The sequence below is a fragment of the Patiriisocius sp. 208BN25-11 genome (assembly GCF_058147145.1).
In genome coordinates this window covers 130,711-157,263 of the sequence record NZ_JBYVJY010000002.1, presented here as the reverse complement: position 1 = coordinate 157,263, position 26,553 = coordinate 130,711, and the positions used below count along the sequence as shown (strand labels likewise).

Annotated in this window: 22 protein-coding genes and 1 pseudogene; 5 read left to right on the top strand and 18 right to left on the bottom strand. The window is 33.1% G+C overall.

Annotated features, from left to right (window positions below; genetic code table 11):
- On the bottom strand, window positions 1-1,059 hold the full coding sequence (locus ACY2RS_RS03580; protein ID WP_490097238.1) for an alpha/beta hydrolase: 1,059 nt from the start codon (window positions 1,057-1,059) through the stop codon (window positions 1-3).
- A 640-nt stretch (window positions 1,060-1,699) separates the two neighbouring features.
- On the opposite strand from ACY2RS_RS03580, the gene ACY2RS_RS03575 reads away from it, so the two are divergent.
- Entirely contained in the window at window positions 1,700-3,682 is a 1,983-nt protein-coding gene (locus tag ACY2RS_RS03575; RefSeq protein ID WP_490097237.1) for an AAA family ATPase, read from the top strand.
- 280 nt (window positions 3,683-3,962) lie between these two features.
- Here ACY2RS_RS03575 and ACY2RS_RS03570 read toward each other — a convergent pair whose 3' ends face one another.
- Window positions 3,963-4,508, bottom strand: coding sequence for a GNAT family N-acetyltransferase (locus ACY2RS_RS03570; RefSeq protein WP_490097236.1), 546 nt, complete (start codon window positions 4,506-4,508; stop codon window positions 3,963-3,965).
- The gene (locus ACY2RS_RS03565) at window positions 4,501-4,737 is read right to left on the bottom strand and encodes a hypothetical protein (protein WP_490097235.1); all 237 of its coding nucleotides are present in this window, start codon (window positions 4,735-4,737) and stop codon (window positions 4,501-4,503) included. Before ACY2RS_RS03565 ends, ACY2RS_RS03570 begins: the two co-directional genes overlap by 8 nt.
- A gap of 137 nt (window positions 4,738-4,874) precedes the next feature.
- Between ACY2RS_RS03565 and ACY2RS_RS03560 the strand changes: the two genes are divergently transcribed.
- Window positions 4,875-5,219 (top strand): winged helix-turn-helix transcriptional regulator, encoded by a 345-nt coding sequence (locus ACY2RS_RS03560; RefSeq protein ID WP_490097234.1) that lies wholly within the window; start codon window positions 4,875-4,877, stop codon window positions 5,217-5,219.
- 143 nt (window positions 5,220-5,362) lie between these two features.
- On the opposite strand, the gene ACY2RS_RS03555 is transcribed toward ACY2RS_RS03560, so the two are convergent.
- The 5 genes from ACY2RS_RS03555 to ACY2RS_RS03535 form a co-directional block, all read right to left on the bottom strand.
- Entirely contained in the window at window positions 5,363-6,298 is a 936-nt protein-coding gene (locus ACY2RS_RS03555; protein WP_490097233.1) for a carbohydrate kinase family protein, read from the bottom strand.
- A 6-nt stretch (window positions 6,299-6,304) separates the two neighbouring features.
- Window positions 6,305-7,477 (bottom strand): glycoside hydrolase 100 family protein, encoded by a 1,173-nt coding sequence (locus ACY2RS_RS03550; RefSeq protein WP_490097232.1) that lies wholly within the window; start codon window positions 7,475-7,477, stop codon window positions 6,305-6,307.
- A complete protein-coding gene (locus ACY2RS_RS03545) occupies window positions 7,478-8,788 on the bottom strand; it encodes an MFS transporter (protein ID WP_490097502.1) in 1,311 nt (436 codons plus the stop codon).
- A 3-nt stretch (window positions 8,789-8,791) separates the two neighbouring features.
- Complete coding sequence (locus tag ACY2RS_RS03540; protein WP_490097231.1) at window positions 8,792-9,139, bottom strand: glutaredoxin family protein; 348 nt, start codon at window positions 9,137-9,139, stop codon at window positions 8,792-8,794.
- Window positions 9,140-9,229: 90 nt separating this feature from the next.
- On the bottom strand, window positions 9,230-11,866 hold the full coding sequence (locus tag ACY2RS_RS03535) for a TonB-dependent receptor (protein ID WP_490097230.1): 2,637 nt from the start codon (window positions 11,864-11,866) through the stop codon (window positions 9,230-9,232).
- Between the two features lie 150 nt (window positions 11,867-12,016).
- On the opposite strand from ACY2RS_RS03535, the gene ACY2RS_RS03530 reads away from it, so the two are divergent.
- Complete coding sequence (locus tag ACY2RS_RS03530) at window positions 12,017-13,072, top strand: LacI family DNA-binding transcriptional regulator (protein ID WP_490097501.1); 1,056 nt, start codon at window positions 12,017-12,019, stop codon at window positions 13,070-13,072.
- Window positions 13,073-13,253: 181 nt separating this feature from the next.
- On the opposite strand, the gene ACY2RS_RS03525 is transcribed toward ACY2RS_RS03530, so the two are convergent.
- From ACY2RS_RS03525 to ACY2RS_RS03510, 4 genes are all read right to left on the bottom strand, one after another.
- On the bottom strand, window positions 13,254-13,739 hold the full coding sequence (locus ACY2RS_RS03525) for a tetratricopeptide repeat protein (protein ID WP_490097229.1): 486 nt from the start codon (window positions 13,737-13,739) through the stop codon (window positions 13,254-13,256).
- Window positions 13,740-13,789: 50 nt separating this feature from the next.
- On the bottom strand, window positions 13,790-16,672 hold the full coding sequence (locus ACY2RS_RS03520; protein ID WP_490097228.1) for a hypothetical protein: 2,883 nt from the start codon (window positions 16,670-16,672) through the stop codon (window positions 13,790-13,792).
- Window positions 16,673-16,940: 268 nt separating this feature from the next.
- Window positions 16,941-17,456: a GNAT family N-acetyltransferase gene (locus ACY2RS_RS03515; RefSeq protein WP_490097227.1), complete on the bottom strand. Its 516-nt coding sequence runs from the start codon at window positions 17,454-17,456 to the stop codon at window positions 16,941-16,943.
- Window positions 17,449-17,685, bottom strand: coding sequence for a hypothetical protein (locus ACY2RS_RS03510; RefSeq protein WP_490097226.1), 237 nt, complete (start codon window positions 17,683-17,685; stop codon window positions 17,449-17,451). The genes ACY2RS_RS03515 and ACY2RS_RS03510 overlap by 8 nt, the downstream gene beginning before the upstream one ends.
- Before the next feature lie 138 nt (window positions 17,686-17,823).
- On the opposite strand from ACY2RS_RS03510, the gene ACY2RS_RS03505 reads away from it, so the two are divergent.
- Both ACY2RS_RS03505 and ACY2RS_RS03500 read left to right on the top strand, forming a co-directional pair.
- Window positions 17,824-18,159 (top strand): winged helix-turn-helix transcriptional regulator, encoded by a 336-nt coding sequence (locus tag ACY2RS_RS03505; RefSeq protein WP_490097225.1) that lies wholly within the window; start codon window positions 17,824-17,826, stop codon window positions 18,157-18,159.
- Window positions 18,160-18,374: 215 nt separating this feature from the next.
- Window positions 18,375-19,955, top strand: a complete 1,581-nt coding sequence (locus ACY2RS_RS03500; RefSeq protein ID WP_490097224.1) for a galactose-binding domain-containing protein — start codon at window positions 18,375-18,377, stop codon at window positions 19,953-19,955.
- A 139-nt stretch (window positions 19,956-20,094) separates the two neighbouring features.
- Here ACY2RS_RS03500 and ACY2RS_RS03495 read toward each other — a convergent pair whose 3' ends face one another.
- The 6 genes and pseudogenes from ACY2RS_RS03495 to ACY2RS_RS03470 form a co-directional block, all read right to left on the bottom strand.
- Window positions 20,095-20,805, bottom strand: a complete 711-nt coding sequence (locus ACY2RS_RS03495; protein ID WP_490097223.1) for a head GIN domain-containing protein — start codon at window positions 20,803-20,805, stop codon at window positions 20,095-20,097.
- A 61-nt stretch (window positions 20,806-20,866) separates the two neighbouring features.
- The gene (locus tag ACY2RS_RS03490; RefSeq protein WP_490097222.1) at window positions 20,867-22,687 is read right to left on the bottom strand and encodes a serine hydrolase domain-containing protein; all 1,821 of its coding nucleotides are present in this window, start codon (window positions 22,685-22,687) and stop codon (window positions 20,867-20,869) included.
- A 111-nt stretch (window positions 22,688-22,798) separates the two neighbouring features.
- A complete protein-coding gene (locus ACY2RS_RS03485) occupies window positions 22,799-23,386 on the bottom strand; it encodes an HAAS signaling domain-containing protein (protein WP_490097221.1) in 588 nt (195 codons plus the stop codon).
- Window positions 23,383-23,718, bottom strand: a complete 336-nt coding sequence (locus ACY2RS_RS03480) for a PadR family transcriptional regulator (protein WP_490097220.1) — start codon at window positions 23,716-23,718, stop codon at window positions 23,383-23,385. Before ACY2RS_RS03480 ends, ACY2RS_RS03485 begins: the two co-directional genes overlap by 4 nt.
- Window positions 23,719-23,956: 238 nt before the next feature.
- Window positions 23,957-24,946, bottom strand: a pseudogene (locus ACY2RS_RS03475) (serine hydrolase domain-containing protein).
- Between the two features lie 407 nt (window positions 24,947-25,353).
- Entirely contained in the window at window positions 25,354-26,493 is a 1,140-nt protein-coding gene (locus ACY2RS_RS03470) for a trypsin-like serine protease (protein WP_490097219.1), read from the bottom strand.
- Between the last annotated feature and the right edge of the window lie 60 nt (window positions 26,494-26,553).

Below are 26,553 nucleotides of genomic sequence, written 5' to 3'. Positions count from 1 at the left end.
CTAGTTTGCTTCTATTTCAAATTTTTCTAGTATTTCGATAAATTTAGGATTGTTGGCATAATCAATAAAACTGTGAGAGTTAAGCCCTTTAAAGTCTGTCATTGACATTTTGGGATAACTCTCTTTTAATAAATTAAAGACCTCTACATTATACCCCAAATCTGTCGGATTAAATCTCGATGATAGCGCTTTTGCATATTTCTTTAAAATTTTATCGTCCTCATTTACAGATATGTGTAAGTTTTTTACTTGATGGCTAAAAGATCTAAACGATGTTAAATCTGATGTATAATATTCAGGTGTTCTAAAGTCTACTTGGCCTAATGCTGGTGCTAGCATTATTACATCTATCCTATTATTATTGTCAGCTAACTCAGGTTGATTATGAACTTTTACATTGTGAAATTCTAATGTTTCATCAGCAAATTTCTTTTTGTAAGGTGGATCACATAATCCGCTTAACAAAACTGATGCACCTCGACTATGAGATATTAGTATTACACTTTTGTTCGAGAATAAATTCAGTATTGGTCTGAGAGCTCTTTCTCCTGCCAGCTGACTGTAGCCAGTTGCATTAAACCATATATCAAAACTCTCTATTGGACCACCTGCAACTAATCCATCCCAGTAAAATTCAATCACCCCATCGTTTGATTGAAAATTTATTTTATCTTTTATCGTTTCAAAACCTAAATTCGCTTCATCTTCACTATTGTTATAACCGTGTATGAGAATGAAAATTCTATCGATTTTATTAAACTTCGCTGTAATTTCTCCAAGAGTTTCATTTCTGAACATATTCAAATCATCAGTTAAATTTTGTCTAAGAGCTAAGGTATTTAATGAATAAGCTCCTTTTCTTCCTGCAGCATTCTTAGGGTGTTTACCGTATTTATTTTGCCAATCATCTGGATAAAAATCACCATTTTGATCTACAAAAACTTTATATGAGTTTGCGCTTAAATTTTCATTTGGCGTTTGATTTTTTGGGATATTGTGAGTTACAGAACAAGAGGATATTATAAAACAAATCGTAACAAAATATATAAATTGACGCATATTGTATTTTTTTGGTTAGTTATAAACTTTAAAACTAGTTAATTATAATTAATTGAAACATACCCATTATCGGGTATATTTACTTATAAGCGCTTATTAGAATACTCTTGCTAAAACTACTAAAGTTGAACACTAATTACACTCCACACCCATTACCTCCACCCTCCTCCATCCAACGCTGTAAAGAGTGTTCCATTCACATTTTAAAATAGATTTAGGTAGAAAAACTTTTTTGAAGAAGATTCCTAGTATCGTGTGCTTTGTCCCTAAGCAAAGTGACATAACACAGAACATTATAATACATTTATCTAGCAAAAGGATGTATGCGTGCATTTTACATAATTACAGATATAACGCCTTTAGGATTATATCGTTTGTAATTATGTAAAAATCCTTTTGTGGACATCTTAGACTTTATAAAAACCATATGTAATTTTTTAATATTCTGTACATAGTACATAAATATTCCAAATACACGATTCTCAGGAATTACTTAAAACGAAATTTTTGAAGCTAGTATCTGTATTAGCGCTTTATCACCATAGGTATAAATAGTGTTCCATTAAAACTTTGCAAAAGAAACATATAGAATAAATATTTGATAAAAATTATTCTATATTGAAGCTTTTAAATATTCAAAATGAGAATAAAGAAAATCAATCTACCGCTAAAAGACACCTATGACCTTGGTGTAAATAAATTTAAATCTAACAGAATGAGCTCCGTTATAGCATTGGTAGGTAAAAATGGGTCTGGTAAAAGCAGATATCTAAAAATAATTGAGAATTGGATTAGAAACGCTAATACATTTAAAGTAACAAATTCTTGTTTCGAATATTTGCCTCAAGGTTTCGATAGAGCTGCAGAAAGTTTTATGAAATATGCCGAGTATCTTGAAGTTTTAGAAAAGGAGAAAAATATAAATTTTGAACAAAAGAAAGATCCAAAAAATGAGAGTATTCGTCAACAAAGGATAACAATTACTGAAGAAAAAAAAAGTTATAAAATACATACTGGTGAACAACAAAAAATCAGGCAATTTGATGGTTCAATTTCTAATACATTTAAAGATTATCTAAAAGTTATTGACCATGTGCAGTTGAGAGGTCTCCAAAATGCGATTGAAGGTAAAGATCATCTTTTTCAAGGTGCATTTGCAAATAGAAACCATAAAGCAGACGCTTTATCCATAATAAATCAAAACTCCCTAGCTTATATAGAAAGCATGCCTAAATTACTTGAGGATGCAAAGACTAATGCAGAGTTAAAAAAAACTAGTATAGATGGTAATGGACATTATATAAGATTCAAACAGCTAAAGGATTTAGTGTCCTTTTTTTTAGAAAAAGAACTGTCTTGGGAAAGTAAAGTTACTGGTTCAACCATAAAAGAAAATCAAAATGTTAAAGTATTTGATTCATTTTTAACTTTAAATGGATTAAAATTTAATTATGAATTACTTTCCGAAGGAGAAAAAGTACTTTTTACATATTCCCTTTTATTTTTTATTCAGAGTATAAATCAAAATCCAGGAATTAAGTTTTCAGAATGGATTATTATTATTGATGAACCTGAACTTAATCTCCATCCAAAGGCTCAAATAAGATTAATTGAAAAATTAAATGAGTTTGTTAAAGAAAAAGGTCAGTTAATTATTGCTACTCATTCAATGCCTATTATAGCATCTTTGGATTACACATCAATATATCTTGTAGATGATAATCAATTATTTTCTCCAAAATCAAATGTTCCATTTAAAGCATTAAATGCTATAATGGGAATTGATGAATATTACCATAGAATGCTTGAATTTTTAAAATCTCCTTCTTTATGGTCCATGACTAATTTTATGATTGAATGTTTTACTAAACCTGAAGTTATTGAGTTTTCTAATAATTCAGACCCACAAATTCAGCTTTTTAAAAACCATACCTCAAATAAGAAAAACCTTAACATTTTAGATTTTGGTTGTGGTGAAGGTCGTCTGTTAACATCGCTTAAAGAAGATACTGATACTTGGAATAGAATAAAGTTGTATGATACTTTTGATATTGATAAAAAAGCTGAACAAAAATTAAAAGAAAAAGGAGCTCATAATTTTTACTCATCTATAAAAGACCTTCCAAAAAATAAATATCATTTAATTGTACTAATTAATGTGCTACATGAAATACCAATAGATGAATGGGAAAACACATTGAACTCTTTAAAAAAATGTCTTTTGAAAACTGGTCAATTAATTTTTATTGAGGATTCAAAGATGCCTGTTGGAGAGTTACCAAATGATGAAGGTTTTATTCTTTTAGGGAAAGAAGAATTTAAATTTTTATTTGGAAAAAATAATGTTAATTTTTCAAGTAGTGAGTTGGCAAAAGATAAAGACAGAATGATATGTGCTATCGTTTCAAAATCTAATTTTTTAGATAATATCACCAATGAATTAATTATAGGAACATTAGAGCTTTTAAAGGATAACTCCTTCAAAGAATTAGAATATTTAAGAAGCCGTTCAAATGAAGAACAACATAAAAATCACATTTCATTTGGTAGAATATTTGGTTTAAAATCTAATTTGTACATAAATAGTCAATTAGCAATAAATAAATTAAATCAAAAAAAATAATCTATTCCACACACATTATGCTTCCCTTCTACGTGGTCGCATAAAAAGTGTTTACTCGCCATTCCTATTTGTGAAAATTGAGCTCGTGAACCGCAAGCGGTTTCATTAACATTGCAGAACAAACTTTTGAGAATAAATTTTTTAAAGAAACTATAGTAACAACTTTCGCTTTTAATCTAAGCAAAGTGACCCCGAAGAAAATCGGGGCAGGCGCCACGCAGCACCTTATACAACACTTTTATTTCATGAATTTTATTGCCTTTTAGATATTCTCGAAATTTCAATATCCTGTATCATTGTCAGGTATAGGTACTAGTTTTTTAGAAAACACTATGTTATCATACGCTTTTCCATTGACAATGAAATTTAGATTTCCAACATTTTTAAACTCATTCTTTTCGTAGAATCTAATCGCCCTCATATTTTTTATATACACAGAAAGCCATAGGGCGTCTTGTTGTAATGCTTTGGCCTGCGTTTCAACATAGGTTAATAGTTGCTTTCCAATTTTTAGCGGTATGAAATCTTGTAAGATGAAGATTCTTTCTAACCTACAACTATGTTGAGAAGCCACATGTGCTTGTGTTTCGTTTGTAATGATTTTTGTATAGCCAGCCGGAAAATCATCTACATATAAAATATAGAAATGATTGTTAGGATTGTTTATATGCTGTGTCGTTGTAGCTACTGAAAAATTTTCTTCGAGGTAGTTTGACAGTTGATTTTTGTCTTCAATATAAGGCCCATGAGACTCTGCCCAGGTTTGTCTTCCTAAAAGCGCTAACACCTCTATATCTTCTTTGTTTGCTTTTTTTATGTTAATCATTGCTCTTTTTTTTAATTCGTAAACGTCTTATGTGGTAGCCATGCAGTACTACAGCAATAGTACAACCTATAATGATTGGATTTGCGCCTATTAACGCCCCGTATACAATATAAATGGCATTTGCAATGAGTGAAATGAATCTTAATTTATATTCTCCTTTTGTGGACATGGAATATAAATTAATGATCAAACCTGCGTACCCAATACTGTCTATTACTAATGAATTCATATGCTGTTTTTTTGTTCTGAAATTTCCGAAGCTATTCGTATTAAATATATACTATACATTTTATAGTTACAATACTAAGTATATTATTATATATTTGCAATAACGGTCATAAATGATAGTATCAAAAATTTAGAAATATGCATAAATTCAATGGAAAAGAATATCCCTGTCGCTCAACTTTAGCAATGGGAATTATTGGTGGGAAATGGAAAACGGCTATTCTATATAATATAAAGGCTAAGACGCTACGTTATAATGAGCTAAGAAAACAAATGCCAACCATAACCGAGCGCACCTTAAGTTTGCAGTTAAAGACCTTAGAACAAGATGGCATTATAAAACGAAAAGTATACACCTCAAAACCACCCCTTAAAGTAGCATACTCCTTAACTAAATTTGGTAAAAGCTTAATACCCTTGTTAGATGCTATTGTAGCTTGGGCAAATTATGCCATGGAGCATAATGCAAATACAAAAAAGTGATTTGGTTACTATTTTTATAAGTAAATATCAAGGTTGCCAAGGCTCTAGAATTTGAGAAATAAAAGATCAATTATATAAATACTTATCCTACGCTAGGATCGAGATTCACACCAATTTCAGAATGTTACTAAAACAGCGACACCTTATTTTTCTGAATTTAAAAGCTCACTTATAACGTTGATATTATTTGGCAATCTCCCTACGTGTTGTAGTTTTAATGCGGCAAGCTTTAATGCAATTTCTAGACAAGACTGAAGTGATTTATTATTGATATATGAAAACAAAAAACCGCTCCAAAATGCATCTCCTGCACCTGTAGTATCCATCACTTCATTTATTTCTTCTGCGGGTAACTCAAGAGTACTTTCTCCTTTTTGAGACAATTTTACACCATTAGCGCCCAAGGTTAGGCATACAATATGAGCTCCATGTGTATGGAAATAGTTGAAAATTTCGGTGTGGGATATTTTTTTATCGAAATACCGTTCCATATCATCTTCACTAATTTTTATTAAAGGATTAAAGCTGCAATAGGTCTCAATAGTCTGTCTAGCCTCTTCCCTATTGCTCCAAACTTTTGATGAATAATTTATGTCAATACTTAAGGTACAACCCATGGCAAAAGCTTCTTTTGCTTTTTCTAAAATAGTAGTTCTAGCAGGATTTTTACTCAGCGCAAAACAAGTGGTATGCAAGATTTTTACACCCTTTAATATTTCCGAAGGAAATTGTGCTGCAATAATATAACTATCTGCAGCTCTATAAGGTATAAAATCTGGTGTGTTGGTAGCTCTAGAAACAAATATGGTACTTGTAGGTACTTGCGCTTCTCTGCGCACATAGGTACTATCTATATTAATTTCGTTAACCCTATGTAGAATGTAATCTCCAAAACCATCGTTGCCAATAGTAGCAATGAGTCTTGGGTGTAAACCTAAACGTGCTAAATTCATGGCAACATTGGTCACCGATCCACCAATGTATCTATGATAGTCTCGTGTATTACTAATTGAGGTGTTTTTTTCGTGGCCAATAAAATCCACCAATGCTTCCCCTACACAAATAATTTCGTATGTCATAGCGTATTATATTAATAGCTTTTTGCCTTTACTAGTTTGGGTTGCTAATATCTGTCCCGCTGCACTCCAAGCACAGTACTTTACACCCGTAGGTGTTCCGTTTTTAGTGTTGAAATTTTCATAAAAGGCATAATCTTCTGTTGTATTCAACATTTCTATGTTTGCAATAATTTCTTCCAGGGCTTTTGGTTTTTCTTCTGAAATAGCCATACCATAAAACCCGTTTACCATTTGCCATGTTCCTCCATTATGAAATTCGTAGGGAACATTTCTGAATTCATATTTACAATTGTGTTCTAATAATTTCCAATTTTCATCGTTCGGAAAAATGGGGTCCCAAAATGCGGGCACTAATTGTAATTTTAAAGATTTCCTTAGCTCTTCTGCATACAGTATTTGCTCTTCTTTAAAAGCTGTATCACCCAATTGTAAAAGCAAGGCTATTGCATTACCAAAAGCATCAAACATAGTTTGATAGCCAGATGGGTTAATAGATGCCATCCAGTAAGGTTTGTTTTGTAGTGTTTTGTATGCTTTTGGGTGATACGGATGTAAATTAAATCCTGTGGTATAATTTTGTTCTATAGTAGTTGTAACGGCTACAATTTTTTCTGAAATAGCAGTAGATGATGCTATCTTTTGATAACAGCGTAAGGCCCATAAACGAAGCACTTGATCATAAAAAATATGCCCTTCTGTAATATACTCATCTGCCCAATTTCCAGATCTTGGTATATAGATAAGATGATTATTGTTAAATTCCCATGCTTGTAAGAGTTGAAATCCTTTTTCAATCTTGCTTTTCATTGTTGAAAAAAATGTGGTATCATTGGTGCTCCATGTGTAATTACAGGCGCCAATTATAAACCAAGATATGGTATCTACCCTACCGGCAAGGCCACCAAAACTAACTTCTGTGTCTTCAGTATCTTTAAAATATACATTAGATGGTATATGTCCTAATTCGTGTTGATGATCTGCAAGTGTTGTAAGCGTATTTTTGAAAACGCTTATTAATTCTTCGTCACCATCTAACAAAGCTGCTAGCCCGCAAATAACGCCATCTCGGGCCCAAATACGTTTGTAATTTGACACCATTTCTGCGCTTGCCAAAAACCCGTTATCGGTACTTGCCGTATGCAATAATTGTATTGCTTTACTGTAGATGATAGAATTCATTTAGTTGGGTGCTACGTGTTTTTTATTCACTTTTATTAACAGGGTACATAAAGCAGCAATTACTAACAAAGCTCCTGCAAACGTAACGGCATTTCTTGGATCGTTATCTAAAAAGGTTCTGAGTACAAAACCAAAAGTTAGGTTCTGAAAAATCATAGGAATAACAATCATCATATTAATGATACCCATATACACTCCATAGCGTTCTTTTGGAATATCTGCCACTACCATTAAATAAGGTATGCCCATCATACTAGCCCAACCAATACCAAAACCTGAAATTGCAAAAAACAACAAGCCTTTGCTTTCTATCTGCGGAAATGTTAAAAATCCAATTGCTGCTATTAACAAACACACAAAATGAACAGATTTAGCACTATATTTTTTGGCAAAACCTACCAAAATAAATGCTACTAAAAATGTAACAATATTGTACCAACCATTTACAAGACCTGTCCAGCTCACTGCTTGCTCATATACTTCAGGATTGCTAGCTGGAGTTACATTATATACAGATAGTGCAACACTTTTTGAAGAATATTGCCAATAGCAAAACAATGCATACCATTGAAACAAATACACTAATGCCAATTGCCACATTGCCTTTGGCATATCACCAATGGCTTTAAAAATTTCAATTAAAGGCTCAAAGGCTCCTTTCTTTTCAGCTCTAAGTTTAGCAAGTTCTTCTTCTGTTGGCGGAATTTCATTCGTGGTCTTCATACTCCACAAAATGGAACCTATAGAACAAACAGCTCCTAGAAAAAAGGAAGCATAAATCCATGTGGGTAATGATCCTGTAGTACCTATAAAAATTAAAGGAAAGATGAATAAAGATACATTTGCAAGAGTTTGTCCAAATCCAGTAAAAAAACTTTGCATTTGAAAGCCCATGGGTTGTTGCTCATCATCTAATTTATCGGCTATAAAAGCACGATAGGGTTCCATTGCTGTATTATTACCAGCATCTAAAATCCATAATAATCCAGCTGCCATCCAAATAGAGCTACTAAATGGAAATGCAAAAAGTGCCAAACTACATAAGATAGCACCTATTAGAAAATAGGGTTTCCTTCTCCCCCACTTTGGGCTCCACGTTTTATCACTTAAAGCACCAACGATGGGTTGCACCAAAAGACCAGTAATGGGCCCAGCAAGATGTAGCAAAGGTATTTGATCTGCACTTGCCCCTAAGAAATCATAAATAGGAGTTACTGCACTTTGTTGTAAACCAAAACTATATTGAATTCCAAAGAATCCAACATTCATATTTAAAATTTGCCAAAAGCTAAGTTTAGGTTTTTTCAGCATCATTTAGTTTTTTTGGATTAATAGCCTTAAGAAAACATCAAATTCTTTGTTATTCATAAAAACTTGACCAGCCTTGTCAACAACAGGTAACGAAACATTTGCAACTGGAAGGCCATTTTGCCTCATTTTAAAAAGCATTTCCTGCAATTTTGTTTCATCTTGGTCTATATCAAAGTATAAAAATTTGAGATCATGTTCTTGTAAATATGCCTTAGTTTCTAGACAATAATGACAGGTATCACTCCCATAAATAATAAGGCTAGTAGCGTTTAATTTTGGTTCTTTTTCATCCAGGGTCTGCCCTATAGAAACACTAGTAACAAAAAGAAATAGAACAATTATATAACGCATATAAAATATTTAAATAAAAAAAGCCAATGTAATTTGATATTAGCATTGGCTTTTTAACATTAACACTAAATAGTATGGCTAATACTTGTATTAGAATTTATAAGCAACGCCCATTGAAATAGATCTTCCTGGAACTGGACGAACACGTAAATAATTTACTTGTCCTTCGGTTATACTTCCTTCTTCAGATTCTGTAATCCCTAAACTATCAAATAAGTTGTTTGCAGAAAGGTTAGCAGAAAGATTGTTTGTTACTTCAAAATTGATAAAACTATTTACAATGGCAAATCCTGGTAAAACTAATTCATTAGAATCTTGTGCAAATGCTTTACTTTGACCAATTACACTAAGTCCAACACTGTGCTGATTATTAGCCCCAAAGCTATACGAAGGAACAAGGCTATAAATAAAATCTGGTTGTCTTCTTGGTGTATTTCCTTCATTATCTCCAGAATCTATTTCTGCATTTGTATACGTCAATGTACCACGAACATCTAGATTATTATAACGGTAACTACCTTCTAATTCTACACCAATAGACTTATAATCATTTTCAATTAGCTGTTGTGTAGTTGCTTCGAAACCACCTTCTTCAATGGTTTTAGCATAGAATACTGTTGCATAAACAGAAGCATTTTTAAATCCGCCTTTATATCCTAATTCTGCTTGATTTATAAAGTCTAATGCATTTATTTGATCTCCATCTAAGTAGTTTACATCTGAGAAAAGTATACGATCAGCCTTAGCAGATCCACCTCTACTATATCGTGCAAACACGGCCTGATTATCTTTAAGCAAATAATTAGCACCAAGAGAGTAAGAAACATAATCGTAATCATAGTTTACGATAGTTGGATTTGCATGATCTATAGATTGAACCGTTTGTTCAGCCAATGAAATTTCGCCATCATTATTTACATCTACTTGTGAGGTAACTGGACCTGCAAAAGAGCCATCTACAGTACCAAAATCAACTCGAATACTTCCATCGAAATTTAATTTTTCTGTTGCTTGATAACCTACAGCCAGAAAAGGGGCAGATGTATTGTATTGTGTATCATAGCTTCTTTGACAACAATTACCAAAGAAAGCAGCTCCGTATCCAAATAATCCATTATTTGTTAGTCTATTTCCGTCTGCATCATTTGCATTAATTAATCTAGCATTATCACCATTAGCCTCTAAAAGATATGAGTTCCATAACCATGACATTGACACATTTTGAAATGCTTTAAAGTATCCAAGGGTAACATTTACGTTATCAAACTTCTTAGTGATACGTAAGTCATTCATAAAATTATTAAAGTTATTTAATTGTGTGTCAAATAATACAACAGGTACTACTAAAGAACTACTTGGTACTGCCCCACCACCTTGGTAGGCAAGAGAAGAAAAACCATTACCTGTTGCAAAGTCACCAGCCAAGAAATCTCCAGCAGTTTGAACACTCGCCGGAAAAGGAGAGTTAAATCCCCCTCTATTCATAGAAAACCGACCATTATTTTTTATTCTCCATCCATCTATTAATTCAAAAGAAGCTTCTAAACCTAGAGATATATTTTCTGGGTTCATTCCATCAGTTATATTAGATCTTCTACGTTCACCATTTTCTCCTAGTCCTACGTTTTGAGTTAAAAAAGGCGTGTGTAATGTTTGATTATTAGCGTCAAAATTAGGGATATCCTCAAAGTTTGGGTCTGCGTTTGTTCCTGTTACCTGTATTGGGTTAGGTAGGTATGCAATTGCTCTATCATTTAAATATTTGGTATATACCCTAACGTACCCTTTTTCAAATTCTTTGGTTATATTAAATTTAAACTGTCCACCATTATTTGCAGTATAACCTGCATCACGAATGCCTTCCCCTATACGGTAAAAACCACCCATATGGAAATATAAATCATCTCCAATAGGTGCACCATATTCAAAATCTGTTCTAAAATTTCCGTAGTCTAAACCAAAATTGGTAGCTACAGATCCTCCTTCTCTTTTTCCAGTTTTGCTAATTAAATTGATAATTGCACCAGGTGAGTTTGAAGATAATGTAGAGGCAGAACCACCACGAATGGCTTCTATTCTTGAAATATTAGCATCGTATCTTGTAAAAATATCGGCTGTAGCAAATGCAATATCACCAAATAATAATACGGGTAATCCATCTTCTTGTAGTTGAACATATTTAGAACCACCAGAAGAAACTGGAACTCCACGTACTGCTATATTGGCGTTACCTTCTCCTTCTCCCCCTGAAGATTCAGATCTAATACCAGGAATTGTTCTGAAAATTTCAGCAGTTGTTCTTGGTGCTGATTCTACAATGTCATTTGGTTTTAGTGATGTGATTGAAACACTTGACTCAATACGTGATTGAGGGTTGGTAACTCCAGTAATTATAACAGTATCCAACGATTCTGCATCATCGTTTAGTGTAAATGTAAGACTAACATCGCTTCCACTTATAGTTACTGTCTCTTTAGCATTAGTAAAGCCTATGTATGAAGCTGAAACAACATAACTGCCGTCTTCTACATTTGAAATAGTAAAATTACCATCAAAATCGGTAATTGCACCTTTATTTGATTGTTCTATAATTACGTTAACACCACTTACTGGAATTCCAGATTGGTCTGTTACCGTACCTGTTATAGTAGATTGTGCATTCATCAAATTCACAACCAAAAACATAAGGATTGTGAGGTAAAATATATTATTCTTTGAATTTTTCATTTGAATTGGTTTTACAAATTATCGAATTAATAATAATTCAAATGTAAATTCAAGAATTATTAAAAAATAAGATTTAATTAACGAAATCGTTTTCGTAAACACCGAAAACGATTTCGTTAATTTTTGTATTTTTGGAAAAACGACAGTATTATGAAACAAGTTACATTGCAAGAAATTGCAGAGACACTAGGAATATCTGTTTCTACAGCTTCAAAAGCTTTAAAAGATTATCCAGATGTTAGTTCAAAAACAAAAGCTTTAGTAAAAGAACTTGCTGCTACTTTAAATTATAGGCCTAATTCTTTTGCAGTAAATTTGAGAACAAAACAATCAAAGACGATAGGCCTAATTATACCTGAACTTGTACACCATTTTTTTTCTAGTGTTATCAAAGGAATTATTCACGAAGCAGAAAAAAAGGGATATTTAGTGATTATTTTACAATCTAATGAGTCTCATGAACTTGAAAAAAGGCAATTAGATTTGTTATTAAGGAAACGAGTAGATGGTATTTTAATATCACTTGCAAATGACACGGCTACTTTTAAACACATAAAGGCAGTTCTGGAACAAAATACTCCTTTAGTTATGTTCGATAAAATTGCTAAAGTGGTTCCCTGTTCTAAAATAATTATTAATGATAGAAAAGCAGCTTATATGGCCACTAAACATTTAATTGACACAGGGTGTAAACGTATTGCACATTTTAGAGGACCTCTATTGCCTCAAAATTCTATTGATCGATTTCTTGGGTATAAAAAGGCTATAGAAGATAACAATTTAGTGTATGATCCATCTTTAGTGTATATATGTGAAGAAATGACTTTTGAAGAAGGCAAAAAATATGCACAACAATTAATAAAGGATCATACCGATGTTGATGGTGTTTTTATCAATACAGATTTAGTTGCTATTGGTGCTATTACTGAATTCAAAGAACTAGGGTTGCATATTCCCAATGATATTGCTGTTGTAGGTTTTAGTAATTGGTTTATGTCTTCAGCTATAACGCCTTCTTTGACTACCATAAACCAACCTGGTTATAAAATGGGTGTGAAAGCTTTTAAAAGATTGTTTAAAGAACTTAAGAATAAAAGTAAAAACAAAAACATAACTCCTAAAATTATTGAGCTTGAAACAGAACTAATTATAAGAAATTCTACACGAAACTTAAATCAAATAATACTTCCAATTCAAAACATTTAAAATCTATAAACTAATCCTACTCAACACCCATTACCTTCACCCTGTTCCATCCAATGCTGTAAAGAGTGTTCTATTCACATTTTAAAAATAGCCTTTTGGTAATAAAAACTTTTGAGGATAACCACAACTGATATTCACTTTGTTTCAAAACAAAATGGCCTTGATTAAACAACTAACCCCATCATCCAACCCTCTCATCCAAACTACCCGCAAAATCTTCAATCGCTCTCCAATACTCTTGAATACCCTTATCAGCACTTGTTTTTACTATCACATCTAACAATAACTGCATGGCTTCTGCATGCTGGTTCAAGTGGTATAAAGTCATGGCTTTAAATACCTTGTATTCGTTATTGGAGGGAAATTCTTTGAGTGCTTTGTCTAAAAGGGTTATGGATTTTTCATATTCGCCAATACATCTGTATGTGTTGCCTAAGCCCAGATAACAGCCTTTTATATCTTCTCTGTTTACCCCTAATTCTAGTGCTTTTTCATATTTAGAACTCGCTTCCACTTCTCTTTCCATAGCATCGCAAAGCCAGGCATAGTGATAGTAGACTTGCCCATTATTTGGGTCCTCAGAAAGTAGTTCTTTCAATAAAATTTCAGCATCAGCATAGTTTTTTTGACTTCGTAATGCGATGGCTTTTTTTAATTTTTCTGTCATATTTTTTGATTTCTAATTGCCGCTATAGATAGCTCATCAAATAGTATCTTTTAACCCCCAGGGTTGATTACTTGATATAGCATCTCTGTACGATCTCGACCAAGGATATTAATAATTTGTAACTTAATAAATTGTTGAAACAGTCCATATGTCAGAATAGCGGGATTTGTAGGAACAATTCGTGTTCTGAATCTACGATTATAATTTTCAATGTCTTCATGACTAATTGCATATATATTGTACAAGCTACAGTCATCAAGTTCTATTTCTACGTCATCACCATGAGAGAGGGTGTCATCTAAATAACGGGGTAATCCACCTTGCCTCCACACACAGATTGTTAGGGTATGTTCGTAAAATAGTCCAGAACCTCTTGTCCAATTTGTGATATGTACTTTAGAAGCCTGTAAAATATTAATTTCTGGTATGAGTAATGGGTGCTCCACTGGATTTGCTCCATCAAAATCGTATGCTCGTACTATTAAATTAGCTTGCTCTCTTAGTGTTATTGTGGTTGAGTCAGTTTGTCGCGAGCAAGAATACGACGAAGAAGGAAACGAATCTAGTAAGCTTCCATTATTAAATAATTCTATCCTAGAATACCTGCTTACTTCCCAACTAAGGGTAACCGTATTATCCACACAAGGCACTATTTGTGTTATAGACGCGCCAAAGTCATATATAATGGGTGGTACTACTTGTACTCTAAGTGGTGTTTCAAAAGCTGCGCTTTCAAGTCCATTACTCACGACTGAAATATCCCACAAACCGGGTGTAAGATCGCTAATTTCTGCTTCAATTTGAGCATGGTGTCCCCTATTGGCAGGGTCTAAAAAAGTGATTGCAAGATTCGTAAAAGTTTGCAAGAGACTGCCATTTTTAGCAATAATTCTATTGCCCTCTAAAAGTGGGTCAAAACAATTTCCTGTAACGACCATTGGTGTTCTAGTACATGAATTGGAAATAAGTGTTCCAAGATTAGTAATAACAGGAACATCAAAGACTATAAGCGTAAGATCATCATCTCTATGATCTGGTGCAGTTGCGGTAAGTATTGTTTCTGCGCAAAGATCCAATGCATTCATGGTATGCAGGAGTCGTGTCTCGCCTTCTGGGATTATAATAGGCGAAGCGGGAAGCTCGAAAGCACCTTCTACATTGGTCATAAAAGTAATGGGAACACCTCCTGCTGGAGCGGGACAAGAAATACGTAGTTGAATAGCTAGCGATGTATTGGCTCTCACCCTTGATTCACTTTCTAAATGAATAGCCTTATACACCAATAAGTCAATATCTCGAGTAATGGTACCACAAAGATTAGTCACTTCAAAGGTAAAAACGGTGTCTTCTTGTAAGGTTGTAAATATTAATGACCGATCAATCGTTCTTGGCCCACCATCACCACTATCCCATACAATAGTGCCGTCAGATTTTTTAATGATCGCTCGTCCTACTTCATGTGCGATATAATTGAGTTGAATTTGCGTGCAAGCTTCCATTTCATAACGACCGCCTTCAATAACTCTCATGGTACTGCCCTCTGGCGTAAATAATTCAATTTCTGGAGCTGCTACAATTTCAAAAGAATAATCTGTTCCCGCTTCATCTAATTTACACGAAAATGGAAAACCTACACATTCTGAAATCATTGGATTTACGCATAGTTCAATTGCGTCTCCAATGGCATCGTCGGGAAGCGTAAATACTATATGCGTATCGTCCCATTCTTCAGTGTCAATTGCTAACGATCTAATAGAGAGCTCTCCTAAGGTTCCTAGATGTTCTCCTTGAATTTCAATTTGATCACCTGCACAACCTCTTCTGCTCACTCCTGGCCTAGTTAGATTTACTATATCATCGATACGAATGCGTGGTAGTGTTTCTAGTTTCCTAAAACAGATGCTAGATCTGTATGTTTGTGACCAACGTTCTGCTTGACAAATATTAAAACTTGGCCTAGGTCTCAATGGCAAATAAGATCCTAAAGCAATAGTTTGTGTTGATGGATTGTCTAATGGCTGGCCTTGGGCATTTGGATTAAAAATGTTTGTTACAGACATATTTCCTGCTGAAATATTAAGTGCAGGTAAACCTAGTGCCGCGCGACGAAAATAGTTCGTAGTTGAAGTTGTATTTTTTTTAAATCGAATCGCTGCTTTATAAAGAAGCTCAATAGGTGCAAATGCAGCAATTACTGTCTCTACCGCTTTTAGATAATTTTCTGTTATGGATGCATCAATCTTTGGGTTATATACTCGCAATCGCTCAATACCAAAAAATAAATCTATAAATGGAGGAATTGAAAAGAAACAAAAATTAGGTCCTAGGTTAAGATTTGGGTGCGGAATGAATGAAGAAGAAAAACTACCCGACAATAATTGTACATCTTTACCAGCGCTGGAATACCCAAAAGAAATACTTTGAAGCATCGTATTAAGTTGCAATAACATGCTATCACCCGCTTTATAATTTCCTCTATTAAAATGAAAAGCATCGCTGGTTAGGTTATTTAAACTATTGGCCAAGTTTCTATAGGCTTCTATTTTGCATTTAATATTCGTACAATGATCTTCCTCGATAGTAGTATCTATAGCTTTTAAAATTAGATCCCATTTATCTTGGGATACAAAAGGTTGCTTACTTCTTCTGTTTAAGAAGGTATACACCAAATCGTTGCGTTTATCTTGACCAAAACCACTAATACTCTCTAATTCTGAAAGAGATTTAAACTTCTTTGCTTTTAGTTTTTTTCTTTTTTCAAGAATTCTTTTTGCAACCGTTTTTCCAATCGTGTAGCCTTTTCCAGGAGCACCACTTTTTGGATCGTCAAGAATTAAATTTGATAATACATCGGTACTTTTTATATGGTTTAAAAAATTGAGAATTTTTTTTTCGGTAACTATATCAATAGTAGTATACGCTAGCTTTTCCATAAGGTCTAATTTTAGATGCAACAAAAGTTTAAGTTTATCTTCTTTTTAAATTTTCATAAAACTAAAAGTTTCCAAAATTAAACTTATAGGGCTTTAACCCCTTTTTAATGAGGTATTTAGCTGTTTTTTTTAGACCGTGATTTAAATAAATAATTGTTCCTATAATATTTCAGCATTTATTCAAATGCTACAATTTGATTATATAATTACAGAAGTTCTATACTCTTAACACGCTTTAATCTGTTTCATTTAGAGTACACCTACATCCTTATAGTTGTTTAGAAAACACAATATTATCGTAGGCCTTTCCATTGACGATGAAATTTAGCGCTCCTACGTTTTTAAATGCATTCTTTTCGTAGAATCTAATCGCTCTGGTATTTTTTATATACACAGAAAGCCATAGGCTATCTTGTTGTAATGCTTTGGCCTGCGCTTCTACATAGGTCAGTAGTTGCTTTCCAATTTTTAGTGGAATAAAATCATGTAAGATGAAGATTCTTTCTAACCTACAACTATGTTGAGAAGTCACATGCTCTTGTGTTTCGTTAGCTATGATTTTTGCATAGCCCGCTGGAAAATCATCAACATACAATATATAAAAATGATTGTTCGGATTGTTTATATGCTGTGTCGTTGTAGCCACTGAAAAATTTTCTTCAAGGTAGTTTGACAGTTGATTTTTGTCTTCGATATAAGGCCCATGAGACTCTGCCCAGGTCTGTCTTCCTAGAAGTGCTAAGACTTCTATGTCTGCTTTGCTTGCTTTTTTTATATTAATCATTGCTCTTTTTGTTAATTCGTAATCGTCTTATGTGGTAACCATGCAGTATCACCGCAATAGTACAGCCAATAATGATTGGATTTGCGCCAATTAATGCACCGTATAGAATGTAAATGGCATTCGCAATGAGTGAGATGAAACGTAGTTTATACTCGCCTTTGGTAGACATTGAATATAAATTGATGATCAAACCTGCGTAGCCAATACCGTCTATTAAAATGGAGTTCATATGCTGTGTTTTTGTTCTGAAATTTCCGAAGCTATTCGTATTAAAAATAATACTATACTTTTTATAGCTACAATACTAAGTATATTATTATACCTTTGCAATAACGGTCAAAAATGATAGTATCCTAAAACTAGTAGTATGCATAAATTCAATGGAAAAGAATATCCCTGTCGCTCTACCCTAGCGATGGGCCTTATTGGTGGGAAATGGAAAACGGCTATCCTATATAATCTAAAGGCTAAGACGCTGCGTTATAATGAGCTAAGAAAACAAATGCCTACGATTACCGAGCGCACCTTGAGTTTGCAGTTAAAGACCTTAGAACATGATGGCATCATAAAACGAAAAGTATACACCTCAAAACCACCTCTTAAAGTAGAATACTCTCTAACTGACTTTGGTGAAACCCTAATCCCATTATTAGATGCTATAGTAGATTGGGCAAATTATGCCATTGAGAGTGATAAAAAGTAAAAATTAGCAATACCATCCTTCTTACATACAATTAGGCTTCCCTTCTATGCTCTTTCATTTATTTGTTTCGACGCACTTTGTCTTATTCCCAAGTCGATGCTAAACTTCTACTATAAAACACATCAAAATCACGTATAAATACCTGTATATTAAAAAGTTATCATGATTGTAGCAAGTAGTTGTGCTTTATATTTGAGGCAACTAAAACTAACACCATGAAAAACTCACAAAAAGTACCTACGATTACATTTCAAATATTTAAAAATAAATATGCCTTGTTGCTTTTTACCATACTCATTACAACAGTGATGTTTGGGCAACAACAATGGACAAACCTCGACCCAACTAATATTGCCCAATTAAAACCAGCAAAACAAAGCAGTACCTATCAAGGACATCACGCTAATAGAGCTGTTGATGGTTTCTACCCGGGTAGCTCTAGTACTACTACAATGACACATACACACAAAACCGATAGCCCTTGGTGGGAAGTAAACTTATTGGCTGAATATGATATTTCAGCTATTACTATTGTGAATAGAGCTGATTGTTGCCCTGAGCGACTTCATAATTTTACCATTAGGGTTTCAAAGGAGCCCTTTGTTGGAAATAATGGCGGTGAAATATACAATACAGATGCAACTACATTTACGGGTAGTAAAACGTTTAATGGAACTAAAAAAGGGCAATATGTTCGCATACATCTTAATGGTGTTGGTATTTTAAGTCTTTCAGAAGTACTCATAAATGGTACTTTAGTAAAACCAATTACACCGAATAAAGATGATAATTTAGCGTTGGGTAAAAGAACAAGGCAATCTAGTACCAATGCCTATGCTTTTTCTAATACAGCCAATGATGGCGATAAAGACGGAAATTATAATAACGGATCTGTATCACACACCTACACTGCCAATAAAGCGTATTGGGAAGTTGATTTAGGAAAAAAATATTTAATAAATGATGTTGTTATACATAATAGAACTGATTGTTGTATAGATAGGTTAGGTAAATTTAGCATATGGGTTACAGATACCCCTAAAGATCAAATTACGAGAAGGATTATTCCTTTTGCTGTAGAAGAAAAAACCTTTACAGCGGAGAATTCTTTTAGGTCGTACACTGCAAAAAAAGTGGGACGTTTTGTACGAGTTGAAACCAACGGCAATGGATTATTGCATATGGCAGAAGTAGAAGTCTTTGGTACTGAAGTTGGTGAACTTGAAAAAGACGAAGCCTACACCGATGTCATGTATCAGGTTAGTATTTTCAGAAATGTGAGTCCAAATGATGCAGCTATTAAATCTATTATTACAGAAAACATTTCTGAAGGAATGGATTTTAATAGAACCGTGAGCAATCAAGATAAAAAGCATTGGTCATTATCTACTACGTCTAAAGTTTCGGTGAGTTATCTTATTGCATCGGCAGAAGTTTCTGTTTCTGCAGGCGGTGGTGGTGAAACTACAAATACAGAAGAAACATCACAAAGAAATAATGTGGTCGAATCTAAATCAGAAACTACCGAAATTTCACAAAAAGTCCCTGGGGGTTGTACGCGTTATGAATTCCGAAAATTTATGATTAATCAAGCCCCTTATAAGTACAAGTTTAGAGGCGAAACCTATTCTTGGTTTAAGGTAAATGAAAATGCTACACCTGTTGGAGATGTTACCGTTATGGTATTTCCTAATAATGAACAGCCAGATTTAAAAATATCTGACGGAAATTGGGTACAACCTTCTAACTATTTAAAAGCGTTAGAAAATCATCCAAGTTATGTGCAGCAAGAATAAATAAGCGTATAAGTAAATAGTATAATGGGTCAGTAGTTAGGTAATTGCTGACCCATTATATAAAAAAATAAATACTGATATGCTTTTCAGTTTGAAAATCAAGGAGTTGTGTGTGTGTGTGTTCTCACCATGTGAAAAATTATATTTTCTCAAGCGTTGATAGTTCAATTATGCGGATTTTCTTTTTTATTGGATTTCCTTTATAACTAATAGCCACTGCCCCTTTAGATGCTATCTCTAGAGAATTAGTTGCATAAATTTTTAGTTCCCCCATTCCAGAACTAATAACACTTAGATTAGTAGCTTCTAATTGTAAAGCATTCATCGAACTAGCATCTAATTTTTCAATGACTACATTTTCACTAGTACCTGACAATGTTATATCACTGAATGATGAAATTGCGCATGTAAATGATGTTGTATTTATATCTAGTCTTCCTTTTGCAGCTCCTTTACATATGAAATTTAATGTGTTAGTGTTTATCGTTTCTGTGGCATCTATGTGTATAAAACCATCTAAGCTAAGCTCATTTAAATCTTTTACTGTGATGTGTAGTGTAATTTCTTCTAAATCTACTGAAACATTTAAACCTGTCTCAAAGCTAATTTTTAAAGTGTTATTCTTCTCGTGAGTCCTAATATATTTGAACATCTCTTTTTTACTTTCAATACGCAAGGTTTCTTTGTTACCTTGCGAAAGTAGCACCTTAAAAGGACCATCAATTTCTAGATTCTCAAAAGGTGCTACTACTACCTCTTTTAGAATTGTTTTTTTAGTGCTTGCTGTTACACACAGGCTATTGAATAAAAGTATTGTTAGTGTTAGAATTAGTGTTAGAATTGTTTTCATAGTGATTTTATTTTATTGATTATTAAATTATTATTTTATTTTTTCTATTCATTTAGAGGTGTTATATCCATAATCTAACCGCAAACCAATCCATAGAAACACAGTAAATGCAAATAAAAATGTTAGCGAAGGCAACTAATGACCAGAACATTTTATGGTACTTATTCTGAATTTGTTTTTTATCTTTCATAAAAGAATAGATTACCCAAATACAGATAAATGGAAGTACTGTTGTAAGCGTAAAAATGGTTGCTGATATGATTGTTAAATTGCCTAAATTTGGAATCTTCTCAAAGCTCATATTACTCATTCCCAGATATATTGATAGCACTAATACTATAAATGGCAATGCAAATTTTAAACTTCTAACTAATGAAGGTTTTATTGATCTTTTAAAAGGAAAAATGATTAGTTTAATTAGAAATAAGAGCGTAGTTAATGCTGCTAAAGAAAGGCTAAATAGTATTCCTATTATTAATAATGTAAATGATGTCTTGCTTGTTGGAATAAATGTTCTTTCGTAATATCGAAGTGTTTTTTGGCCTTCGTATTCAGTTAAATATATGGTAGGTAATTTTTCTCCATATTCGCTATTTAGAAAAGCATTCCCACCTACGTTTTGATATCGATCTACACCATTCTCTCTGTCAATTATTAATAGATCATTTTCTTCAATTTTAACAGACCTTGCACTACCTATAAAGTTTATAAAATTCCAAACTTCCTGAGAGTCATTAAGCTCTCTATACTCCCCTTCCCAATCACTAAATTTAGAAATATCTGTAGTTGACACTTCATAGTTGTTGTCACTTCCTTTTGATTCACAATAACTATTAATAATTAGATCAATAATTGCTCGGTTGCTTTTCATAAATAAGTTAGTACTTACAAATACTCCTATATCCAATTCTCTACTGTAAATAAAATTTGACACAAAACCATCTATCAAACCACTATTCCCTTTAAAAACGAATTCTTTTTCACCAAAAATTCGATCTTCTAATGCTAAATTGTAGCCAGTTTTAATATTGTTCTTTAGATCGAATTCACTATGGAGTCGTTCCATTTCAGAAACACCATTCAATCCCATTATTGGATTGTTTTGTTGCTTTTCTTTATTTAAAAAATACTGAAGAAATTTAGACATGTCTTCTATGTTGCTTATCATTCCTCCTTCTGCAGATCCTCTAGGAATTTCTCCTACATCTAAAATTTCTCCATCAATAATTTGATAGCCATTAACTATTGTATTGTTAGTGACAGTTACATCATCTAAAAAACCACTGTTCGTCATCCCAAGTGGCTCTAAAACATGATCTTTGAGGTATACATTAAATGGCTTTCCACTCTTCTTCTCAATGATATATCCAAGAATTGCATAGCCAGGATTACTATAAGAAGTTACTAAACCTGGTTTCCAATTAGAATTCAAAGCCATTTCATATGACATGATTTTTTCTAAACTATCCTCATCATTCATTTTATTGTATCTACTCGCTAAATTGGCATAACTGTAATCACTAAATCCAGCTTTATGTTCAATAAGATGTTTAATTTTTACTGGATGTGTATTTTCCCACTTGTTTTTGAAAGGTATCTCTGGTGCAATTAATTTTAACTCATCTTCTAAACTTAACACACCTTTGTTAACCAAATTCATTATTGCCATAACTGTGAACGTTTTGGTTATAGACGCTAATTTAAACAAGTCATTTTCTTTCACTTGAATTTTATTTTCAATATCCGCATAACCAAACGATGATTGAAACAAAACAGCATCTTTACTGACAACAGTTATGATACCACCAGGTATTTCTTTCTCTTGAATTATTTTCTGGATAGCGTCTAATAGTTTATCATTCATTAAAGATTGTGACTGCACTGTTTTGCAAATCATTAATAGAATAATCAATACGTAATGTTTATATTTCATTGGTCTTAATAATAGTATTGCATCATACATAGTTATACTATGTTTATGAATAAAAAAAAGTTATGGATTTAGTTTTTGTTTTAAGCGTAATAAGAATGTTATTAGTATATAGAGCATAATAGCACATGCTAACATCACTGGTATAAACCAATTACCAAGAAGTTCTACAATAGTATCGGTTTCTAATCCTTTATAGGTGCCTAATGTTTCAAAAGATCCATTAACGACATATAACCCAACATCGTCTGGATTTAATATTTTAAGCATAATTGCATATAGAAAAAGAAAAAGTGAGAGATATAATATCGAAAATATCATATAAGATATTCCATTGCCAATATTTAAAGCCAATGCTTTACATATATGAATAGGGTTTAATGTCTTGGTTGCTTCTGCTAGTTTTTTATCTGCAATTAGCGGCTTTAATACTTCTTCTGGGTCTCCAAGTTTATCTAAAATATCAAGAAGTAATTCTTCTTCGGAAATATCTTTTGTCGATTGTATTCCTTCAAAAATATGACTATTAAATTCTAACAATACTTCTTCCCTATCAACTTTATTTAAAGTAGACGTTGTACGTTTTATACGACGTATATAATTGTCGTATATTTTTTTTGAAGTTGTATTTTTAAAAGTAATACTTTTCATTTAGATATTTTATGTATGGAATTTTCTAAATCACTCCAATAGTCTTTCATTTCTTTCAAGGTCTTTTCACCTGTAATAGTTAACGAATAATATTTTCTAGGAATTCCTGAAGTTTGTTCTACCCATTTTGACACAACCAATTCTTCTTTTTTTAATCTATTCATCAATGGATAAAGAGTTCCCTCGGCAATTTCTATAGCTGTATATTTTTTAACCTCTTCTATGAGCTCATAGCCATAGAATTCTTTACCCTTAAGTACATTTAGAATTACAAAGGCTAATGTTCCTTTCTTTACTTGTGATTTCCATTTATGTATAAATTCATTATTCACATCACAAATGTATTACATAATACATAGTTATACAATGTATATGTAAGTTTTTTTTCATTTATCTTAAAATCAACACTAAATTCCTACTTTCCTAGACGAAAATAGTTTGGATGTAATATATCAGGTTCGTATTAAAAGTAATCATATAAAACAAAAAAACCCGATAAAACATCGGGGTAAGCGATAGCAAAGAATTACCTAACAAAACTTAGGTTCTAAAATTTCAGTAAACATTGTTTTACCTTGCCATTAAATAATTAGAAAAATTTCTTGAAATTGAGTACACAAAATCTTCTTGCGTATTACTAAGCACTATAATCGTAATACCCTTTTTCGGATAGATCCATAGGTCTGAAGCAAACAAATCACTTGCGCCTCCATGTAACACTACCTTATTCTCTGAACCATTATTTTCAATTCCCCAGCCATACCCATAATGCGTATACATACCATCGAACTGAAAATGCGGAGCGAGATAGGTGGTGGTAGTCGCTTCATCTAATATGGTTTGATTCTGTATGGCTTGGCTCCAAAGTAACAAGTCGCTTGCTCTTGTTAAAAGTCCTCCGTTTGCTTTGAGATTGAGATACGGACCATCTTCACTCCAATTCTCTTCATTTGGTTTTTTTGCTTCTTTGCCTTCCAAATAACCATTCGCTACTTCGTTTTGTTCCCAATCTGGATGTACATACCCCGTATGGTGCATATGTAAAGGCTTAAAAATGGTTTCATTTAAATAGGACTCATAACCCATTCCGCTAACTTTTTATATTATTAAACCCAATAAGCTATAGCCTATATTAGAATAATTAAAGGCTGTTCCAACCGGATTCACAAGCTTGGTCTTAAACACTTTTTTTAGAAACTTTTCTTCTGTAATAGTTTCATAGTCCCCTCCTATTCCATCTACCAATCCTGAGGTGTGCGTGAGCAACTGATGAATCGTGATGTCTTTTTTATCGTCAGGAACATCCTCAAAGTATTTTGATAGTTTGTCCTCGAGAGCAATCTTATGTTGCATTGACAAGGTTAGAATTCCGGCAGCAGTAAACTGTTTTGTAATAGAACAAATATCAAACACTGTGTTTATGGTATTCCGTCCATCTTCTTGATTATTTTTTTTGCCATAGGCCTTGTTAAATAGGATGCTATCATTTTGAGCAACTAAAACAACCCCAGTAAAACCATTATCAACAAGTTGCTTATCGATATCATTTAAATCAAACATTTTTATTTCAGATTGCTCTTTACGAATGGCTTTAAAAGTTTCTTCTCCTTGATGTACAATCAATTCTTTAAAAACACCATGCTCTGGATTCTTAAAAGTTACAGAAAACCCTTCCACTATAAAAAAGTGGTGTTCGCTAGTCGGAATTAATTTAAATTCTGGCTGATCTGATAGAAATAAAAAAAGCTTTGTGTCATTTTCTTTAGTGTACACATTAAGCATGAGTCCTGCTTCTTCTATGATATAATACCCAGCATATTGTTCTAAATTGCTTGCAACATATTCCGTTTCTGTTTTTTGTTTCTGTGCTACACAGCTAACACATACTGCTAGAAATGTAGCTATTAGTATGGACGCAATAGTTTTTGTTATCTTCATTTTTATGCCTATTAAAGTATTTTAGTTATTTATTTTCGAACCGCTGTGTAGGTTCCTTCGGGTTGTTTTCCTAGAAATTCTTTAGCAAGTCCATTTTCTATTTTCTGAAATTTTATGGTATACCCATCTAGTGATTTTAAAGAAAAATGGTGTGCTCCTGTTGGAATCAATTCATAGGGCATTTGTCCAGATACATAAGCATACAGCTTGGTACCATCTTCACTCAAATAAATTTTTATGTGTTGCCCTCGTATTTCATATTCCCCAGTATATTGTTTTAGTATAGCAGGGCTTACATATATGGCTTTAGGTCTAGTGTCAATAGCATCAGGTTTTGAAGTTACTCGTAGTATATCTCCAGCATCACTATAGATGCCTAACATTTCATTGGTAATCCATGGTATAAACTGTGACACTCTAGTGTAGTTTTCCACTACGCCATACAGTCCTTCATCTCCACCCTTGCTATCTTGCCATGAACTAATACCGGCCAAATACACCGTATCGTCTTTTACAATAAAAGCAGGTCCTCCGCTATCGCCTGGACCACTAATACCTTCCAATGCTGTGAGGTATTTTGTTTGGGTATCAGGATGATCAAAGGTCCAGGTAATCCATTTGTCTGTTGCTGTTTCAATTCTATTGGTAGCGCCTCTTTGTTTCCAGTCTGTAATACGTACACCATCAAGTCCATTACCTTTATCTCCTCTTCCAATCATATAAACTAGCTTGTCTATTTCGTCATCATCTATATATAATGCAGCATGTTTTGCACCTTTAGATATTGTTTTTAAATGCAATAGGGCAATATCGTTTTGGACTGCAGTTTGTGTCTCTTCTTCATAGGCATACATAATGACCTTGTCCACTTCGATTTCAGTGTCATTTACAATGACAAAATGTTTTATTCCTGCCTCTAATTTTTCTAAAACTCCAACTGCACAATGCCCTGCCGTCAAGGCCCATTGATCTGCTATCATAGTGCCTTCACAATCTGGAAGATTTAAATGGCACATATAGTTTTCGAAACGCTCGGCGAGTTTAAAAAATTCAGCTTCATTAATATCGTGTCTTGTTAATATGGGATTACGCGTATAGTTCGCCATATAACTGAAACTAGTTAGTGATAATGCAATTAGAAATATTCCTATTAGATAATAACGTTTCATTTTTTATGATGTATTTAGTTTAATGTTGAAACGCAAAGCTAGCTTCCAACAGAAAACTGG

Bases quoted from the DNA above. Each gene is read 5' to 3' on its own strand.
- ACY2RS_RS03580 (WP_490097238.1), bottom strand. From the start codon at position 1,059: ATGCGTCAATTTATATATTTTGTTACGATTTGTTTTATAATATCCTCT.
- ACY2RS_RS03575 (WP_490097237.1), top strand. From the start codon at position 1,700: ATGAGAATAAAGAAAATCAATCTACCGCTAAAAGACACCTATGACCTT.
- ACY2RS_RS03570 (WP_490097236.1), bottom strand. From the start codon at position 4,508: ATGATTAACATAAAAAAAGCAAACAAAGAAGATATAGAGGTGTTAGCG.
- ACY2RS_RS03565 (WP_490097235.1), bottom strand. From the start codon at position 4,737: ATGAATTCATTAGTAATAGACAGTATTGGGTACGCAGGTTTGATCATT.
- ACY2RS_RS03560 (WP_490097234.1), top strand. From the start codon at position 4,875: ATGCATAAATTCAATGGAAAAGAATATCCCTGTCGCTCAACTTTAGCA.
- ACY2RS_RS03555 (WP_490097233.1), bottom strand. From the start codon at position 6,298: ATGACATACGAAATTATTTGTGTAGGGGAAGCATTGGTGGATTTTATT.
- ACY2RS_RS03550 (WP_490097232.1), bottom strand. From the start codon at position 7,477: ATGAATTCTATCATCTACAGTAAAGCAATACAATTATTGCATACGGCA.
- ACY2RS_RS03545 (WP_490097502.1), bottom strand. From the start codon at position 8,788: ATGCTGAAAAAACCTAAACTTAGCTTTTGGCAAATTTTAAATATGAAT.
- ACY2RS_RS03540 (WP_490097231.1), bottom strand. From the start codon at position 9,139: ATGCGTTATATAATTGTTCTATTTCTTTTTGTTACTAGTGTTTCTATA.
- ACY2RS_RS03535 (WP_490097230.1), bottom strand. From the start codon at position 11,866: ATGAAAAATTCAAAGAATAATATATTTTACCTCACAATCCTTATGTTT.
- ACY2RS_RS03530 (WP_490097501.1), top strand. From the start codon at position 12,017: ATGAAACAAGTTACATTGCAAGAAATTGCAGAGACACTAGGAATATCT.
- ACY2RS_RS03525 (WP_490097229.1), bottom strand. From the start codon at position 13,739: ATGACAGAAAAATTAAAAAAAGCCATCGCATTACGAAGTCAAAAAAAC.
- ACY2RS_RS03520 (WP_490097228.1), bottom strand. From the start codon at position 16,672: ATGGAAAAGCTAGCGTATACTACTATTGATATAGTTACCGAAAAAAAA.
- ACY2RS_RS03515 (WP_490097227.1), bottom strand. From the start codon at position 17,456: ATGATTAATATAAAAAAAGCAAGCAAAGCAGACATAGAAGTCTTAGCA.
- ACY2RS_RS03510 (WP_490097226.1), bottom strand. From the start codon at position 17,685: ATGAACTCCATTTTAATAGACGGTATTGGCTACGCAGGTTTGATCATC.
- ACY2RS_RS03505 (WP_490097225.1), top strand. From the start codon at position 17,824: ATGCATAAATTCAATGGAAAAGAATATCCCTGTCGCTCTACCCTAGCG.
- ACY2RS_RS03500 (WP_490097224.1), top strand. From the start codon at position 18,375: ATGAAAAACTCACAAAAAGTACCTACGATTACATTTCAAATATTTAAA.
- ACY2RS_RS03495 (WP_490097223.1), bottom strand. From the start codon at position 20,805: ATGAAAACAATTCTAACACTAATTCTAACACTAACAATACTTTTATTC.
- ACY2RS_RS03485 (WP_490097221.1), bottom strand. From the start codon at position 23,386: ATGAAAAGTATTACTTTTAAAAATACAACTTCAAAAAAAATATACGAC.
- ACY2RS_RS03470 (WP_490097219.1), bottom strand. From the start codon at position 26,493: ATGAAACGTTATTATCTAATAGGAATATTTCTAATTGCATTATCACTA.